This window comes from Bacteroides mediterraneensis (assembly GCF_025993685.1).
Taxonomy (GTDB): Bacteria; Bacteroidota; Bacteroidia; order Bacteroidales; family Bacteroidaceae; genus Phocaeicola; species Phocaeicola mediterraneensis_A.
Genome location: NZ_DAJPEN010000001.1, coordinates 4,136,060 through 4,153,277 on the forward strand (window position 1 = coordinate 4,136,060; position 17,218 = coordinate 4,153,277).

The 17,218-nt window shown below is 40.2% G+C and carries 10 protein-coding genes; 9 read left to right on the top strand and 1 reads right to left on the bottom strand.

Going from position 1 to position 17,218, the window contains the following annotated elements; all coding sequences use genetic code 11:
- Window positions 1-115: 115 nt before the first annotated feature.
- From OIM59_RS17535 to xyl3A, 7 genes are all read left to right on the top strand, one after another.
- A complete protein-coding gene (locus tag OIM59_RS17535) occupies window positions 116-3,301 on the top strand; it encodes a SusC/RagA family TonB-linked outer membrane protein (RefSeq protein WP_303897918.1) in 3,186 nt (1,061 codons plus the stop codon).
- A 33-nt stretch (window positions 3,302-3,334) separates the two neighbouring features.
- On the top strand, window positions 3,335-5,038 hold the full coding sequence (locus OIM59_RS17540) for a SusD/RagB family nutrient-binding outer membrane lipoprotein (RefSeq protein ID WP_303897920.1): 1,704 nt from the start codon (window positions 3,335-3,337) through the stop codon (window positions 5,036-5,038).
- A gap of 18 nt (window positions 5,039-5,056) precedes the next feature.
- A complete protein-coding gene (locus OIM59_RS17545) occupies window positions 5,057-6,403 on the top strand; it encodes a hypothetical protein (protein ID WP_303897921.1) in 1,347 nt (448 codons plus the stop codon).
- Between the two features lie 12 nt (window positions 6,404-6,415).
- The gene (locus OIM59_RS17550) at window positions 6,416-8,044 is read left to right on the top strand and encodes a cellulase family glycosylhydrolase (protein WP_303897922.1); all 1,629 of its coding nucleotides are present in this window, start codon (window positions 6,416-6,418) and stop codon (window positions 8,042-8,044) included.
- 169 nt (window positions 8,045-8,213) lie between these two features.
- The gene (locus tag OIM59_RS17555) at window positions 8,214-9,167 is read left to right on the top strand and encodes a glycoside hydrolase family 5 protein (RefSeq protein ID WP_303897924.1); all 954 of its coding nucleotides are present in this window, start codon (window positions 8,214-8,216) and stop codon (window positions 9,165-9,167) included.
- Window positions 9,168-9,256: 89 nt separating this feature from the next.
- The gene (locus OIM59_RS17560) at window positions 9,257-11,590 is read left to right on the top strand and encodes a glycoside hydrolase family 3 N-terminal domain-containing protein (protein ID WP_303897925.1); all 2,334 of its coding nucleotides are present in this window, start codon (window positions 9,257-9,259) and stop codon (window positions 11,588-11,590) included.
- 9 nt (window positions 11,591-11,599) lie between these two features.
- A complete protein-coding gene (gene xyl3A, locus OIM59_RS17565) occupies window positions 11,600-14,203 on the top strand; it encodes a xylan 1,4-beta-xylosidase (RefSeq protein WP_303897926.1) in 2,604 nt (867 codons plus the stop codon).
- 327 nt (window positions 14,204-14,530) lie between these two features.
- Here the strand turns inward: xyl3A and OIM59_RS17570 are convergent, their stop codons facing one another.
- On the bottom strand, window positions 14,531-14,893 hold the full coding sequence (locus OIM59_RS17570) for a helix-turn-helix domain-containing protein (protein WP_303897927.1): 363 nt from the start codon (window positions 14,891-14,893) through the stop codon (window positions 14,531-14,533).
- Window positions 14,894-15,124: 231 nt separating this feature from the next.
- On the opposite strand from OIM59_RS17570, the gene OIM59_RS17575 reads away from it, so the two are divergent.
- On the top strand, window positions 15,125-15,574 hold the full coding sequence (locus OIM59_RS17575) for a cupin domain-containing protein (RefSeq protein WP_303897928.1): 450 nt from the start codon (window positions 15,125-15,127) through the stop codon (window positions 15,572-15,574).
- A 27-nt stretch (window positions 15,575-15,601) separates the two neighbouring features.
- Window positions 15,602-16,966, top strand: a complete 1,365-nt coding sequence (locus tag OIM59_RS17580; RefSeq protein ID WP_303897930.1) for an alkyl/aryl-sulfatase — start codon at window positions 15,602-15,604, stop codon at window positions 16,964-16,966.
- The last annotated feature ends 252 nt before the right edge of the window (window positions 16,967-17,218 follow it).

Consider the following 17,218-nt stretch of genomic DNA (forward strand, 5'->3'; position numbering starts at 1 on the left):
ACTTATATTTGCAGTGTAGAGAATCTTTGTTTTCTGTGTTCTTGGTAGTCTCTGTTTATTTATAGGTAAATGAGGACTGTTTGAGAACTACAAGTTTTATTAAATTCATAAATCTATGAAAACAGTAAGTAGAAAAGTTTTAATGTGTGGGGCTTTTTCCTTATCTATGTTAGGTGGAGTTCCGTATGTACAAGCAGGTGCTCCTGATTATTTATGGGCGGTTCAGCAAGGAGCTAAGATTTCAGGTATTATAATAGATTCCGAAGGTCCGATTATTGGAGCTTCTGTAGTGGAAAAAGGTACGAGCAACGGAACTATTACGGATTTAGATGGTCGTTTTTCTTTAGATGTAAAACCAGGTGCAATTCTTGTGATTAGTTATGTTGGATATGCTTCGCAAGAGGTAAAAGCAACGACTGGTACAATGAGAATTACGTTGAAAGAAGATAATCAGGTATTGGATGAAGTCGTTGTAACGGCTTTGGGTATTAAGAGAGAGAGAAAGGCTTTGGGATACGGAGTTGCAGAAGTCAAAGGAGAATCTCTTACTAAGGCAAAAGAAACGAATGTAATTAATTCAATGGCAGGACGTGTTCCTGGTTTGGTCGTAAGCCAGACTGCCAGTGGTCCTTCAGGGTCTACACGTGTCATTTTACGTGGTAGTACAGAAATGACCGGTAATAATCAGCCATTATATGTGATTGATGGGGTACCTTTGGATAATACCAATTATGGAAGCGCAGGAACAGCTGGTGGGTTTGACCTTGGTGATGGTATTTCAGGTGTAAATCCCGATGATATTGAAAATATATCAGTGTTGAAAGGACCTGCGGCATCTGCTCTTTATGGTAGCCGTGCCAGTCACGGTGTGATTCTTATTACTACAAAGAAAGCGGATAAAGGTGAAAAATATAGTATTGAATATAATGGTACTTTTACTGTAGATACTCAGCTGTCTAAGTGGAATGACATACAGCAGACTTATGGTATGGGGAGCAATGGTCTCTATAGCGTGGATGCTATCTATAATACTAATAAGAGTTGGGGACCTAAAGCTGATGGTGGTAATAATCTGAAATATTTTGATGGGGTAGAGAGGCCTTACCTTATTATCCCCAATAATACTGAAGGCTTTTTTCGTACAGGGCTTACTGCCACAAACTCAGCTATTGTGTCATCAAGTAATGGTAAGACAGGTGTCAGATTCTCCATTACTGATATGAGGAATCGCGATATCGTGCCTAATACTCACATGAGCCGAGATAATTTCTCGCTTCGTGCAAATACTTCACTTGATAAAGTAGATCTTGATTTTAGCGTGAACTATACTCATGAAGATGTGCTGAATCGTCCAGCCCTTGGCGACAGTAAGGCTAATATTGGGAAAAACCTTATGACTCTTTCTACTACTTATGACCAGGCATGGCTTAAGAATTACGAAGATGAAGATGGAAACTATGCTAACTGGAACGGTATGGACCCTTATAATGTAAATCCGTATTGGGGAATATATAAGAGTAACAACAACTCTAAAAAAGATCAGTTCCGTATGAATGCCAAGGCTGTCTGGAATATATCTCCAAAGTTGAAACTGCAGGGTACAGTCGGGGCAGAGTTCAACAGATTCGGCTTTAATGATTTCCAGGCTCCTACGACTCCTGGATTCGAAGCTGGTAGACTTCAGAATAGTGAGTTCAACAATAAAATGTATAATGCTGAAATTCTTGCATTGTATAACAATACCTGGGAGGATTTTGATTTTAATGGAACATTTGGGGCTAACATGTTCAAAGTTGATAATCTTACTACTATTACAACAGGGCAGGATATGAAGATTAAGGATGCGGTGGCCATTTCCAGTTTTGATGAAATCAGTGTAGAGCAGAATCCTTATACAAAACAGATGAATTCTGTTTATGGAGCTGTGAATTTAGGATGGAAGCATCTGATATATTTTGATGCTACTGTTCGTGCAGACCAGTCATCAACCTTGCCTCTAAATAATAATGTGTATGTCTATCCTTCTTTCTCAGGTAGTTTTATCTTCTCAGAATTGATTAAAAACAGGAGTCTGTTGCCGTATGGTAAGATACGAATGTCGTGGGCGCAGGTAGGTAGTGACACTAACCCATATCAACTGGGGTTGACCTATACAAAATCAAGATTTTCTTATCCTGGATATACAATAGGTTATCTAAATAATAATACAGTTCCGAATGAGAATCTGAAACCCACAAGAACAAATTCGTTTGAAGCCGGTATTGAAACCAAGTTTTTCAATAGTCGTTTAGGACTTGATATTACATATTATTCTCAGACCAGTAGAGACCAGATTATGGCTATGGCTACATCATGGACTTCCGGCTATAATTACCGTCTTATCAATGCTGGTGAGATTCAAAATAAAGGTATAGAAATAGCAATAAATTCGCGTCCTCTCCAGATTGGAGATTTCTCATGGGACTTGAATGTGAACTTCTCTAAAAACGTGAATAAAGTAAAAGAACTGGTCGACGGAACTGATATGTTCGAACTTGAGAAAGCTACATGGCTTGATGTACAGGTAGCTGCTAAGGTAGGCGAAAATTACGGTTCTATCATAGGTCCTGATTTTAAGCGCAATGAGAATGGTGATATTCTTATAGACCCTCATACTGGTATGCCTATGTATGATAAGACCAATCATGTGCTTGGTAATGCATCCTGGGACTGGACGGGTGGTCTTGTTACCACATTTACATATAAGAATATTTCTTTGTCAAGTGTATTTGACGTAAAGGTAGGTGCTGATTTATATTCTATGTCTGCCCGTGCTGCTTATGAATCCGGTAAGGCACTTGAGACTCTTGAAGGGCGTGAGGCATGGTATATATCAGAGGAACAGCGTAGAGAGCAGGGCTTACCGAAAGGTTCGCCCGACTGGAAACCTACCGGAGGATTCATTGCTCCTGGAGTTATTGACAACGGTGATGGTACATATCGCCCAAACGATATATACGTGAACCCCGAAGATTACTGGATGAGTGTTTGTAGAAATGCTCCTGGTATGTTTGTTTATGACAACTCGTACGTAAAATGCCGCGAAATCACATTGAGTTACAGAATGCCTGAAAAGTGGTTGGGAAAAGTGACTGAAAGCATTACCTTGTCATTAGTAGCACGTAATCCATTTATAATCTACAAGAATATTCCTAATATAGACCCGGATTCAAACTATAATAACAGTACAGGTATGGGACTTGAATATGGTTCGCTCCCTTCCAGAAGAAGCTATGGTCTCAATGTGAATGTAAAATTCTAAAACTGAGGTAGAACTTACTTAAAACTTACAGCCATGAAATATAATAAATCAATAATAGCTCTATTTCTTGTTGCCGGAACAGTTATGGCTTCTTGTAGCGACAATTATATGGAGGAACAAAATACAGATAAATATAAGGCCCAGAAAATTGATGCTAATAGTCAGCTTACTACAGCTGAGTTGCAGACATACGGAAGTCTGGATATTGCAGACACTTATCGTTGCTATCTATATTCATTCAATCAGCAACTAATGGGATGCTGGAATACGACAAATTATGGTGGACGCCACACAATAGACAATGGTATCCTCTCTCACTGGTGGACTAATGGATATAGAAGCATAATAGGCAATCTTGTAGATGCAGAGAAACGTACAGAGGGCAATGAAAATCTTGTAAACATAAATGCTGCCATAAAGATATATAAGGTATATATTATGTCTATTCTAACCGACCTTTATGGTGATGTACCTTATAGTGAGGCTGGATTGGGGTATTTCGATAAGTTGTTTACGCCTCGCTACGACCGTCAGAAAGATATCTATTACGATTTCTTTAAGGCGTTGAAAGAGGCGACAGTCCAGTTTGATGCTTCCAAAGAGAAAATAACTGGTGATGTTATGTATAAAGGTGATATTGTCAAATGGATAAAGTTTGCTAACTCATTGAGAATGCGCTTTGCTATGCGTATCTCTGATGTGGAACCCGAGAAGGCACAGAAAGAATTTGAGGATGCTTTGTATGCTGATGGGGGAGTTTTTGAAGATAGCAGTGATGACGCTTTGATAGAGTATATAAAGATTCCATATAGCTTTGGTATGGAGTCTTATTCGGATTATCGTGGTAATGCTGTGGCAAAACTGCTTTATGGTAATGACCCGGCTAATAACCCGGCATATATATGTTCTACCTTCTTCAATCAGATGTATGACACTGAAGATCCGCGTACTTTTATGCTTACCCGTTGTTATTATGACAGAAAGATGAGTCTTACCGGCCCGGAGAACCGTATTGACCTCACTCAGGAGATGATAGAAAAAGGTGGTACGTTCTCTCCTTGTAAGCCGGGAGCTTTTTCATGGGAACCGTGGCCGGGATCGTTTACCAGTGAATTGCTGGAAGAAATGGCAAAGACTGATCCTGAAATCGTATATACTGTGGATCGTGAGACAGAGCCCAAACTGGCAACAAACTTCCTGATGAGTGATGTTCCAGGAGTAGTAATGACTTATGCCGAAACCATGTTTCTTAAAGCGGAGGCCAAGCTTAAAGGATGGAGTGTAGGCTCTTCAAGTTCGGAAGACTATTTTAGAAAAGGTATAGAAGCATCAATTGGTTTTCTTTCAGATAATTATGATTTTGATAAAGTACAGGAAAGTGACATCCTTAACTTTATAAATCGTCTGGATTACTCTTCAAAAGATGCGGAGGGTAAGAAAGAACTGATAAATACTCAGGCTTGGATTCTTCACTTTCTGAATCCGGTAGAATGCTGGTCTAATGTACGTCGTTCCGGTTATCCTAAATTGAAATCTCCTGCCGAATATGGCTTCGGTACTTACCTGGTAGACGGTCAGGAGATACCGGTAAGATTCTGCTACCCGGTTCTTGAATCGTCATACAATAAAAATAACTATGATGCAGCTGTAGAAAGAATGGGTGGTACAAACAGTTGGTATAACCATGTATGGTGGGATGTGGAAGACCCCGTGAATGAAGAAACAGTAAATCAATAATCGAAAATAGAACGCATTATGAAAAATATGAAATATATAATGATGGCTTTTCTTGCAGTAAGTTTATTGACTACATCGTGCAAGGAAGATGAACCTTTCGATACGAAGGCAGATAGCGACTATCCCGTGATATTGGATCCTATTTTTAAGGATAAGGTTGATGGCGTAATACAGAATCTTGAACCTTTTGACAGGGATAAGAATTTGACAATGACCGTCATTGTTACTCCCACTCATTGTACCAAAGTGGAATGGTACATTGATAATGTCAAGGTGGCAGATGGAACATCTCTTGATTGGTCTCTCGAAGCTGGCGAATACATGCTCACGGTAAAGGCCATCAATACTGTGACGGGCCAGTCTACTTCCCGTCAGGCTGGGGTTGTGGTCAATCCGCTGAAGGAAGACCCTGTAATTACAACTACTGAGTTAGGAAGGATTTCTGCTCCAGGCACTTCCCCCAGATTGTATGGAAACAACTTGGAGAGTATTACCAAGGTGGCTCTTCAGAAGTTGGTTTCTGCAGAAGAAACTTCTCCTTCCAAATCAGAAACCGGTACAGGTAAGTTGGAATTAGAAGTGTTGTCTGGTTCAGATGAAAAGGGTAACTATATTGAATATGCTCTTCCTGAAACGTTACCTGTGGGGAATTATAGAATCAGTATGATTGATAGCGAAGGTGACAGTTATGGTGGAGGTACGACTACTGTCATAACATCTTCATTAATTACCGGAGGATTTGGTGTGGCTACTATTCTCTCTGATTTTACTCTTACCGGAATAAATCTCGACCAGGTGGCTTCAATTTATATTGGCGAAACAGAGGTTGCTGATTTTAAATCCAACGAAGAGGGTACGGCCTTAACCGTTACTTGTCCGAATATAAAAGGTGGAACTTATAAACTTTCAGCTGTCTGCAAAGATGGTTCTAAAGTGCTTTTCTATAGCGCGAATAAGGAAGTTGAATCTGTGGATATCAAGATTTCTGATGAACTTCTCATTTGGACAGGACATGAATATATTTCATGGGAGCAGGGAATTGCATATGATTTGAAGTCAAATCTGTTTATGCCTGATGGCTCTTCCCTATTCACAGAGGCTAATATAGGTAAAACTATTTATGTATATTTCTCTTTAAAACCCGGTATGGGATATTACAAGATGAGATTTACAGATAATGCTTGGGCTGAGGTTCTGCCGGGAATGCCAGAGCTGAATACTGATATAGATTTGTCTGCTGCTGAATTTAAAGATAATCCGGTGTATAAAGTTGAAATCACTCCGGAACGATTAGACTGGATTAATGCAAAGGGACTTCTCCTGACAGGTCATGGGTATTATTTGGATAGTGTAACATTAAAATAAAAAACGGAAGATATGAAGAAAATGATATCATACTGGAGTCTGTTATTGATATTGATAATGGGCACCGTTACATTCAGCTCTTGTAAAGACGACGAGAGTAATGTTGAAGTATCTGCTACGCCACAGTTGGTCAGTACCTTTCCCGAGGCCGGTAGCGAGTTGTTAAGCATGGCGGCTAAAGAGATAACATTGAAGTTTGACAATTTTATCTATATGGATGAAAGCAAGAAAGACCAAATTACGGTATCACCCGAGGTTACAGTAGAAGATATTGGTATATTGGGAAAAGAATTAATTCTGAGACTATCTTCACTTGCGTCCAATACTGAATATACGGTAACCGTGCCAACTGGAGTCCTCAAAGATCGATATGATAATGTGCTGGATAAAGTTGAACTGAAATTTAAAACGATGAACATTACGGTAGAGGTAGAACCTAATCAGTCGGGAATGCGAAGTGATGCTTTGGAATTAATGAAGAACGTTAGTGTGGGATGGAACCTGGGTAATAGCTTGGAAGCCTTCAATGAGGACGGTCAGATTAATCACGGAGCTGATACAGAAACGGCATGGGGAAACCCCGCAACAACTGCTGAGATGATAACAGCTATAAAGAATGCAGGATTCAATGCGGTACGTATTCCAGTCCGCTGGTATCCTCATGCGGTGAATGAAGAACTGACTGAATTCAATCAGGAGTGGATAACAAGAGTGAAGGCGGTGATTGATATTTGTCTGAATGACGGAATGTATGTCATCCTTAATACTCACCATGAAAAATGGGAAACAGTTGCAAAGGGTGGAGAAAGTGAAGAAACCATGAATTCAAACCTTTCCAAGTTTGCCAATCTTTGGAAATTTATTGCGACTACATTCCGTGATTATGATGAGCGTCTTGTTTTTTCGGGAACAAATGAAATGCATAACGCTGAGTGGGATTCTTCGGAAGCAGAATTACAGATGCAGAATCAGTTTAACGAATGTTTTGTAAATGTCGTAAGATCTACCGGTGGCAAGAACTTTTATCGTAACCTGATAGTGCAGGCTTATTCATGCTTCCCCGATAATGCATTGACCGATAAATTTATTCTTCCTAAAGATGTGGTAGAAAACAGATTGAGTGTGGAATTCCATTTTTATCGTCCGTCTGCTTTTGCTTATATGGATTGTCCGGGTTATGAAAGTAACACTTTCCATTACTGGGGTAAGGATTACAAGGCAAATAATAACCCTGCCGTAAATTATACGGAAGATGAAGCCTACGTGGATGATTTGTTTGGCAAGCTTAAGGCCAAATTCGTAGACAATGGCTGTGGAGTGGTTATGGGCGAATACGGCGTGGTGACTACTCCTTCCACTAAGGGTAGTAAGGTGGAGAATGATCTTGCAGAAACAAAGAAGTACTATATGAATTATCTGACTTCATCAGCCTGCAGGAATGGCATTGTTCCTTTCGTATGGGATAATGGAAGTTATTATAATCTGGAGTGGGATGATTTCTTTAGTGTAGCTTATGGCTATAAAGCTGATGCGGAATACTTCGGATTATTCAACAGATATGATTCGATGAATTCAGGTGCTTGTCAGACACCTGTTCTTGAGGGAGTCATGACAGGGACAGCGATGGATTATCCTTATTAATGATTCTATAAAAAGTTATAAGATGAGAGTATTATTTTTAGTCTTATTCTTTCTTTTAAACATAGTTCCTTGCGCCAACTGCAAGGAACTATTTGAAATAAAAAAAGGAGTGAATATCAGTCATTGGTTGTCGCAACGATATGATAAATGTCCGCCTATAGACAAAGGAATGAATGAAACAGATTTCAGTAAACTTTCTAAGGAAGGGTTTGATCATGTCAGGCTTCCGGTGGACGAGGCTGTATTATGGAATGAGGATGGCAGGAAAAATGAAAAAGCATTCAACTTTCTTCATAAAGGAATCAGATGGGCTTTAAAAAACGAGCTAAGAGTGATAGTTGATCTTCATATTATCCGTTCCCATTATTTCAATGCCGGGCAAGAAGGGAAAGTCAACAAGTTGTGGACTGATGAAACAGAACAGAACCATTTTCTTGACTTGTGGGGGGGACTCAGTGATGAGTTAAAGCAATATCCTGTATCGATGCTGGCGTATGAAATCATGAATGAGCCCACAGCTCCTGACCATGAAGACTGGAACGGACTGGTAGCTAAGGCTTGTCGTTATATCCGGAAGAAGGAACCGGACAGGATGTTGGTCATCGGCTCCAATATGTGGCAGGGAGTAGGAACCTTTCCGTTTCTGAAAGTACCGGAAGGAGATAAGCACATCATGTTAAGTTTTCATTTTTATGAGCCGTTTTTGCTGACACATTATAGGGCTGGCTGGACAGACCTTGCCAATTTCGGAGGGAACGTTCATTATCCGGGAATGCTTGTCAGCAAAGAGGAGATGGCCGGCCTGGCCGAAGCGGATAGAAAGTTGGCTTCAAGATGGCCGGATGAATGGAGTAAAGCTAAGTTGGCATCGCTTGTGGAAAAAGCAAAAAAATTAGCGGATGCAAAAGGACTTATACTTTATTGCGGAGAATTCGGGGTATATCAGACCGCTCCTCGGGCTGATGCGTTGAGGTGGTATTCAGATATAGTATCTGTGTTCGGGGAAATGGATATACCATGGTCTGTTTGGGATTATAAAGGTGGATATGGAATTTACAGTCCTGATGGAGTGCCGCGAAAAGAACTGATAAGAATATTGGTACCAATGGATGGTAAAAAATAATCAGGTTTTCAATAGGTAATTTTAAATATGTGAGATATTATAAATAACGAAAACAATTTGTAATTATGGGTTATATAAGAAATATATGTATGACAGCTTGTCTGATGTTAAGCGTTTGTAGCTGTAGTGACAGACAAAAAAATGGAGTTTCACCAGCAATACCCTATGATGCGGAGATTGAAGCGAAAATCGAGAAAATGCTTGATAAAATGACGCTTGAGGAAAAAGTAGGGCAAATGTGTGAAATAACAGTGGATGTAATTACTGATTTTGAAGCAAGCAATAAAAAGGGTAAGTTTACGTTGAGTGAAGCAATGCTGGATACTGTGATTGGTAAATACAAGGTTGGCTCTATCTTAAATGTGCCTTTAAGTATTGCTCAAAGCAAGGAAGTATGGGCTGAAGCAATAAAGCAGATACAGGAGAAATCGATGAAAGAAATAGGGATTCCTTGTATCTATGGGGTAGACCAGATCCATGGAACAACCTATACATTAGGGGGAACAATGTTTCCACAAGGAATCAACATGGCGGCCTCTTTTAATCGTGAACTGACAAAGAAGGGGGCAGAAATCTCTGCGTATGAAACGAAAGCTGGATGTATTCCTTGGACTTATGCTCCTGTTGTGGATTTAGGGAGAGACCCAAGGTGGTCACGTATGTGGGAAAATTATGGTGAGGATTGTTATGTGAATGCAGAGATGGGTAAGGCAGCTGTTGCCGGATTTCAGGGGGAAGATCCTAACCATATTGATGAATACCATGTGGCTGCATGTATGAAACATTATATGGGTTATGGTGTTCCTGTTTCGGGCAAGGATCGTACTCCTTCATCTATATCGCCCAGTGATTTGAGAGAAAAGCACTTTGCTCCGTTTCTGGAAGCTGTTCGTAATGGCGCACTCACTGTGATGGTCAATTCGGCCATGGATAATGGCATGCCTTTTCATGCAAATCATGAACTGCTGACCAAATGGTTGAAAGAAGATTTGAACTGGGATGGCATGGTAGTAACAGACTGGAATGATATTAATAACTTGTGTACACGTGACCGTATTGCAGCTACGAAAAAAGAGGCGATCAAGATGGCTATCAATGCAGGTATTGACATGTCAATGGTGCCATACGAAGTAAGTTTCTGCACCTACCTGAAGGAGCTGGTAGAGGAAGGCGAAGTGTCAATGGAACGCATTGATGACGCAGTAGCTCGTGTGCTGCGTCTTAAATACCGGTTGGGCTTATTTGACCATCCTTATTGGGACATAAAAAAGTATGATAAATTTGGCTCGGAAGAGTTTGCAAAAGTTGCTCTTCAGGCGGCCGAGGAGTCAGAGGTGCTACTGAAAAATGAGAATAATATTTTGCCATTAGCAAAAGGTACAAAAATTCTTCTGACAGGCCCCAATGCAAACTCTATGCGAACGCTTAACGGAGGTTGGTCTTATAGTTGGCAGGGAAATAAGGCTGATGAATGTGCTGAAGCTTATAATACAATTTATGAGGCATTTTGTAATAAATTCGGTAAGTTTAATATTATTTATGAACCAGGAGTCACTTATGCTGCATATAAGAACGATAATTGGTGGGAAGAAAATACCCCTGAAATAGGTAAAGCTGTAAATGCTGCAAGGACTGCAGATGTAATTGTGGCTTGTATAGGAGAGAACTCGTATTGTGAAACTCCAGGAAACCTGACAAATCTTACATTGTCGGAAAATCAGCGTAACCTGGTAAAAGCATTAGCTAAAACAGGAAAACCTATAGTACTTGTCTTGAATCAGGGACGTCCGCGTATCATTAGTGACATTGAACCTTTGGCTCGAGGAATTGTGAATGTAATGTTACCGAGTAACTACGGTGGTGACGCTTTGGCGAACCTGATGGCGGGGGATGTAAATTTTAGTGCAAAAATGCCTTTTACTTATCCTAAGCATATCAATGCTATCGCTACGTATGATTATAAGCCTTGTGAGAATATCGGTCAGATGAATGGGAATTATAATTATGATTCTGTGATGGATGTGCAGTGGCCGTTCGGTTATGGCTTAAGCTATACAACTTATAGCTATTCAAATTTAAAAGTGGATAAAACTAATTTTATATATTCTGATAGTCTGACAGTTAGTATAGATGTAACCAACACTGGGAATATGGCGGGTAAGGAGCCTGTTTTGTTGTTTGTGAGTGATTTGGTGGCAAGCAGTACGCCGGATAATATTCGTCTTAGAAATTTTGAGAAAATATCGCTTGAACCAGGCGAAACAAAAACTGTGTCAATGAAGATAAGAGGCAGTGAGCTTGCGTTTGTGGGATACGATGGCAAATGGCGTCTTGAAAAGGGGGAGTTCAGAATAAAATGTGGTGACCAGACTGCTGTAGTGAATTGCACTCAAACAAAAATCTGGGATACACCTAATAAATAGTTGTAAGGAATGAAAAGAACAGTTACTTATATCGTTTTTATTTTAACAGGGTATATACCAGTGCTTCTGGGTTGTGCCCGTCCCGACTTTCGGGATTCTTCCTTGCCTTCCGAACAGCGGGCAGAGCTGCTGTTGCAGGAATTGACACTGGAAGAAAAGATTTCTTTAATGATGGATGTGTCGAAGCCGGTAGAACGGTTAGGTATAAAGCCGTATAACTGGTGGAATGAAGCCCTGCATGGGGTCGCACGTGCCGGATTGGCTACGGTATTTCCGCAGCCGATAGGTATGGCAGCCTCTTTTAATGACTCGTTAGTTTATGAGGTGTTTACGGCAGTGTCGGATGAGGCGCGAGCTAAAAATGCATATTATGCGTCGAAGGGAAGTTATGAAAGGTATCAAGGACTTACGATGTGGACTCCCAATGTAAATATTTATAGAGATCCTCGTTGGGGACGCGGGATAGAAACCTACGGAGAAGACCCGTGTCTTACTACACGTATGGGCGTAAGTGTGGTAAAGGGGCTGCAAGGTGTCAATGACGGGAAATATGATAAACTGCATGCTTGTGCCAAACATTTTGCCGTGCATTCCGGACCGGAGTGGAACCGTCATTCTTTTGATGTGGAAGATTTGCCACTTCGTGATTTATATGAAACCTATTTGCCTGCTTTCAAAGCCCTGGTACAGGATGCAGATGTGAAAGAGGTGATGTGCGCCTATAATCGGTTTGAAGGAGAACCGTGTTGTGGCAACAAACGTCTGCTGACCCAGATTTTGAGGGAAGAGTGGGGATTTGATGGTATCATATTAAGTGACTGCTGGGCAATCAATGATTTTTTTGAGGAAAAAGGACATAAAACACATAAAGATTCTGCTTCTGCGGCTTCTGCTGCTGTATTAAGTGGTACAGACCTTGAATGTGGTGCAACCTATCTGTCTTTGTTGAAAGGAGTGCAAAACGGTCTGATTGATGAATCTGCAATTGATAAATCTGTGAAGAGGGTTCTAAAGGCCCGCTTTGAATTGGGAGAAATGGACGATCCCTCCAAAGTTTCCTGGACAAAGATACCTTTCTCTGTAGTGGCTTCTGCCGCACATGATTCCTTGGCTTTGAAAGTAGCCAGAGAATCGATGACATTGTTACTCAATAAGCACAATGTACTTCCATTGAAACGTGGAAACTTGACAGTTGCCGTAATGGGGCCGAATGCAAAAGATTCTGTCATGATGTGGGGAAACTATAATGGAGTACCTGCCCACACGGTAACCATATTGGATGGTATTCGTTCTGCCCTTGGAAAAGGAGATAAACTGATTTATGAACAGGGCTGTCCATGGGTAGGTGATGATTTGCTGGAGAGTGTGTTCAGTGAATGCAAGTCGGAAGGTCGGCCGGGATTCACAGCCCGTTATTGGAATAATGTGAACCACGAAGGAAAAGTGGATGTAGAAACACGGGTGATGACTCCGTTCAATTTCTGTACTTCAGGGGCTACGGTGTTTGCACCGGGTGTGAACCTGACGGATTTCTCTGCAACGTACAATGCGACTTACGTGCCCAAAGCTTCCGGTGAGGTTGTCTTCGAGGTGTATAGCTTTGGGAAAGGACGGCTACTGGTGAATCAGAAAGAAGCTATGTCATTTTATAATAGTCATGGCGGCAATAAGCAATCGTATGCTTTACAAGTGGAAGCAGGAAAGAAGTACGACATTGAGTTGCAGTTTGAATATCTGCAGAGTGATGCGCAGTTGAATTTTGACATGGGCTTTAAAAAGAAAGTCGATATTGCCAAATCTGTCAATGCGGTACGGAATGCGGATGTCGTTGTTTTCGTGGGAGGTATTTCTCCGAGTCTGGAAGGTGAAGAAATGGGAGTTGACTTGCCTGGCTTTAAGAAGGGAGACCGTACCAGCATTGAACTGCCGGAAGTACAGCGGAATTTGCTTGCTGCCTTGCATCGTGCAGGAAAAAAGGTGATTTTAGTGAACTGTTCCGGTTCACCAGTCGGACTTGTTCCTGAAACCGAAACTTGTGAGGCTATCTTGCAGGCTTGGTATTCAGGACAGCAGGGTGGTCGGGCGGTAGCCGATGTCTTGTTTGGTGATTACAATCCAGCCGGAAGATTGCCGGTTACTTTTTACCGAAACATCGAACAGTTGCCCGATTTTGAAGATTATAATATGGCAGGAAGAACTTATCGTTTCATGAAAGAACGTCCGCTGTTTTCGTTCGGATATGGCTTGAGTTATACTACATTTACATACGGGACAGCCACTTTCAACAAGCAGACGGTAGGTAGTGAGGATAATCTCTCTCTGGTGGTTCCGGTTTCGAATACGGGTAGTCGGGATGGAGACGAAGTGGTGCAAGTCTACCTGAGCAAGGTGGGGGATGAGACAGGTCCGGTCAAGACACTGCGTGCTTTCAAGCGTGTATTCGTTCCTGCTGGAAAAACAGTCGATGTACACATTACCTTGTCAAAGAAAGATTTGAAATGGTGGAATGAAGAAACGCATAGTATCCTATTTTGTCCGGGAGAATATAATGTCTGGATTGGTGGAAGTTCGGACGGAAAAACGTTGGATAACTATTTGATTACATTACAGTGATTTTGTATGAATGGTACAGAAAATACATATTTGTTATATTTCTGTACCATCCTATTATAAGTCTTTATACGAAAAACGGATTAAAAAGTGTGATAAACAAGAACAATTATTATTTTAAGAGTAAATAATATAAGTAAATACCCTGAATTATTTATGCTTTTATGTATAAAATTCTATAGTCTCATAAAGATTATTCACCATATTTTGTCTTTTCGATTTTTCCATTTTAAACATTATCTGATTGCTTCCGTATTTTTTGCTTAGACTATAAGAGCGTTAATATAAGATTAATATGGATATGGCTTTCAGTCATAGAAAACTCTAAGTTTATTTAGCTAAGGTTCTATTAAATACTATATCATCCATATTATCCTTGGCCCACATTACCAGATTCTTCAATAAAGGAACAAAGGACACTCCTAGTTCTGTAAGATTATATTCCACACGTGGAGGCACTTCTGCATAAATATTTCTTTTAACTAGTCCGTCTTCTTCCAGAGTACGAAGAGTCACAGTCAACATCTTCTGAGATATGTCCGGAATATTCTTTTGCAAGGCATTAAAACGGAGTATGCCTTCCTGTTCCAGAATACATAATACAAGAATAGACCATTTATCACATATTCTTGACAAAACATTGCGTATAGGGCACTTTGGGGTGACCATGTCAGTATTAAATTTCTTATTCATAATTTAAAAGTGTATATTACTTCACAAAAGTAACTATATTTATAATTGTAACCAAATATCTGATATTAATATAACTTTTAATAGTTAATGTAATATAATCATATCTTTTATAATTCATTGATAATCAATATTACTAACGTTTTAGCAAGTGTCTGATATTCAAGTGCCTTATTGTTAATGAATTCTAAAGCTGATACTTTTGCAGAAGTAAAAACAATAAATAATAAGACAATGAAACAGATTAAGAACATTTCAAACGGAAAGAACTACAATGCTATTTCTTTAGGTAATCTCAGTGAATTGAACGAATATGTGCTATCTCTTTCGCCTGATATGAATATACTGGGCAAAGTCTTTATTGGAAGTAATTTATCATGTGAAGGTACTGAAATTTCATTTCAGGTATTCAAGCCGGGAAGTGAGACTGGCTTTCTGCATAAGCATCACAAACATGAAGAAATATATGTGTTTATTAAAGGAAAAGGAGAGTATCAAGTTGACGGCGAAATATTTTCGATAGGTGAAGGAACTGTAATCAGAGTTTCGCCGGATGGAGAACGTACCGTACGCAACAACGGCAATGATGATCTGGTTATGATGTGTATACAGTATAAGCCTGTGGCTTTTGATGAAAGCGATGCTCAGGATGCTGTTATATTGCAGAAAGAAGTAAAATGGTAGTAGTAATTATTTAAAAGAACAATCATTATGAAGAAATATTTAGTTGCACTCGCTTTGTTTTGTATGGCAGGAAGTATTTCCGCCCAGGAAGTTACTCCTCAGACCCAACTGCTTTTGGAGCGTAATAAGGAGTTTAAAGAAGAAATTATCAAACTGGCTGACAATGTTTATACAGCAGTGGGATATGATGTATCAAACATTACCATGATAGTAGGCACAGACGGTGTAATCCTTATAGATGGTGGTATGATTCCGGAAATTACACAGAATGTCTATAAAGAGTTCCGTAAAATAACCGACAAGCCTATCAAGGGAGTTATACTTACTCACGGACACGGAGATCATACAAAAGGGCTTCCTTCGTTTCTTAAGGATAACTCATCACGTATATGGGCTGCAGAGAACTTCGGTATTGAAGATGATTTCCCAAAAGCTGCCGGATTTGTCAATCCACGCGCATACCGTCAGGGCGGGTTCAAACTATCGCCGGAAGAACGTATCAACAATGGTATAGCACCGACACGTTATCCGGGAGGGGCATATAAGACAAACATGTCACAAAAAGAAATGTCTGTTTTTGCACCGTTTACAAAAGATGTAATCACTGATTGGGTAAGCAAGCCTAAAGAAACAATTACCGTTGCCGGAGTAACTCTGGAACTAGTAAGAAGTGACGGTGAGACTGCCGACCATCTGGTGGTATGGTATCCGGAAAAGAAAATCATTTTCCCGGGCGACCAGTTCTATAAATCATTCCCAAACCTTTACGCCATAAGAGGTACTGCATACAGAGATGTAAACAACTGGATTAAGGCTCTTGAGAAAATAATTAGTTTTGACGCTGAAATTATGGCTCAGGGACACACACGCCCTATCGTGGGTAAGGAAAACGTGAGAACAGCATTGAAAAACTATCATGACGCAATACAGTTCGTATTCAACAAGACAATAGAGGGTATGAACAAGGGCATGACACCTGATGAGCTGGTGGAATATGTACAATTACCTGTAGAAATGAAGAATAACCCTGACTTGGTTCAGTATTATGGCAGAGTGGAATGGGCTGTACGTAATATATACAATGGATATATGGGATGGTTCGACGGTAATCCGACCAGTCTTCGTCCTCTTTCTCTTAAAGCTGAGGCTGAAAGATTTGCAAAAATAGCAGGTGGCATAGAAGTTCTAGCAAAGAATGCACGCCAGGCATTAAAAGATAGGGATTATCAGTGGGCCGCTGAATTGTCAGACCGTCTGCTGGCACTTGCCCCAGAGAATAAATCTTATAAGCTTATTAAAGCTAAAGCATTACGCGGACTGGCAGAAAACCTTGAAACCGCCTTGGGAAGAAATTACTATCTGACTGTTGCCGGAGAACTGGAGGTAAGTTGAGCGAATACGTATTTATCTTGGTTCATAAGCGGCATTCAATTTGACCGCTAAGCTACGAATTCAAATCCGTTTCATTCTAAAATGCTGTTTAAAAGACTGTATTCCAATAATTTCAAAGACCGATTAGCCAACTTTTATTGGACAGTAGCGAATCGGAATGTTAAAACAAAAATATTTTCTTGCGGACATTTTTATTTTATCGGCTGAAAAACAGCCGATAAAATTGTCGTGGCGGAAAATACAATGCTTACA

Bases quoted from the DNA above. Each gene is read 5' to 3' on its own strand.
- OIM59_RS17575 (WP_303897928.1), top strand. From the start codon at position 15,125: ATGAAACAGATTAAGAACATTTCAAACGGAAAGAACTACAATGCTATT.
- OIM59_RS17540 (WP_303897920.1), top strand. From the start codon at position 3,335: ATGAAATATAATAAATCAATAATAGCTCTATTTCTTGTTGCCGGAACA.
- OIM59_RS17545 (WP_303897921.1), top strand. From the start codon at position 5,057: ATGAAAAATATGAAATATATAATGATGGCTTTTCTTGCAGTAAGTTTA.
- OIM59_RS17570 (WP_303897927.1), bottom strand. From the start codon at position 14,893: ATGAATAAGAAATTTAATACTGACATGGTCACCCCAAAGTGCCCTATA.
- OIM59_RS17550 (WP_303897922.1), top strand. From the start codon at position 6,416: ATGAAGAAAATGATATCATACTGGAGTCTGTTATTGATATTGATAATG.
- OIM59_RS17535 (WP_303897918.1), top strand. From the start codon at position 116: ATGAAAACAGTAAGTAGAAAAGTTTTAATGTGTGGGGCTTTTTCCTTA.
- OIM59_RS17580 (WP_303897930.1), top strand. From the start codon at position 15,602: ATGAAGAAATATTTAGTTGCACTCGCTTTGTTTTGTATGGCAGGAAGT.
- OIM59_RS17555 (WP_303897924.1), top strand. From the start codon at position 8,214: ATGAATGAAACAGATTTCAGTAAACTTTCTAAGGAAGGGTTTGATCAT.
- OIM59_RS17560 (WP_303897925.1), top strand. From the start codon at position 9,257: ATGACAGCTTGTCTGATGTTAAGCGTTTGTAGCTGTAGTGACAGACAA.
- xyl3A (WP_303897926.1), top strand. From the start codon at position 11,600: ATGAAAAGAACAGTTACTTATATCGTTTTTATTTTAACAGGGTATATA.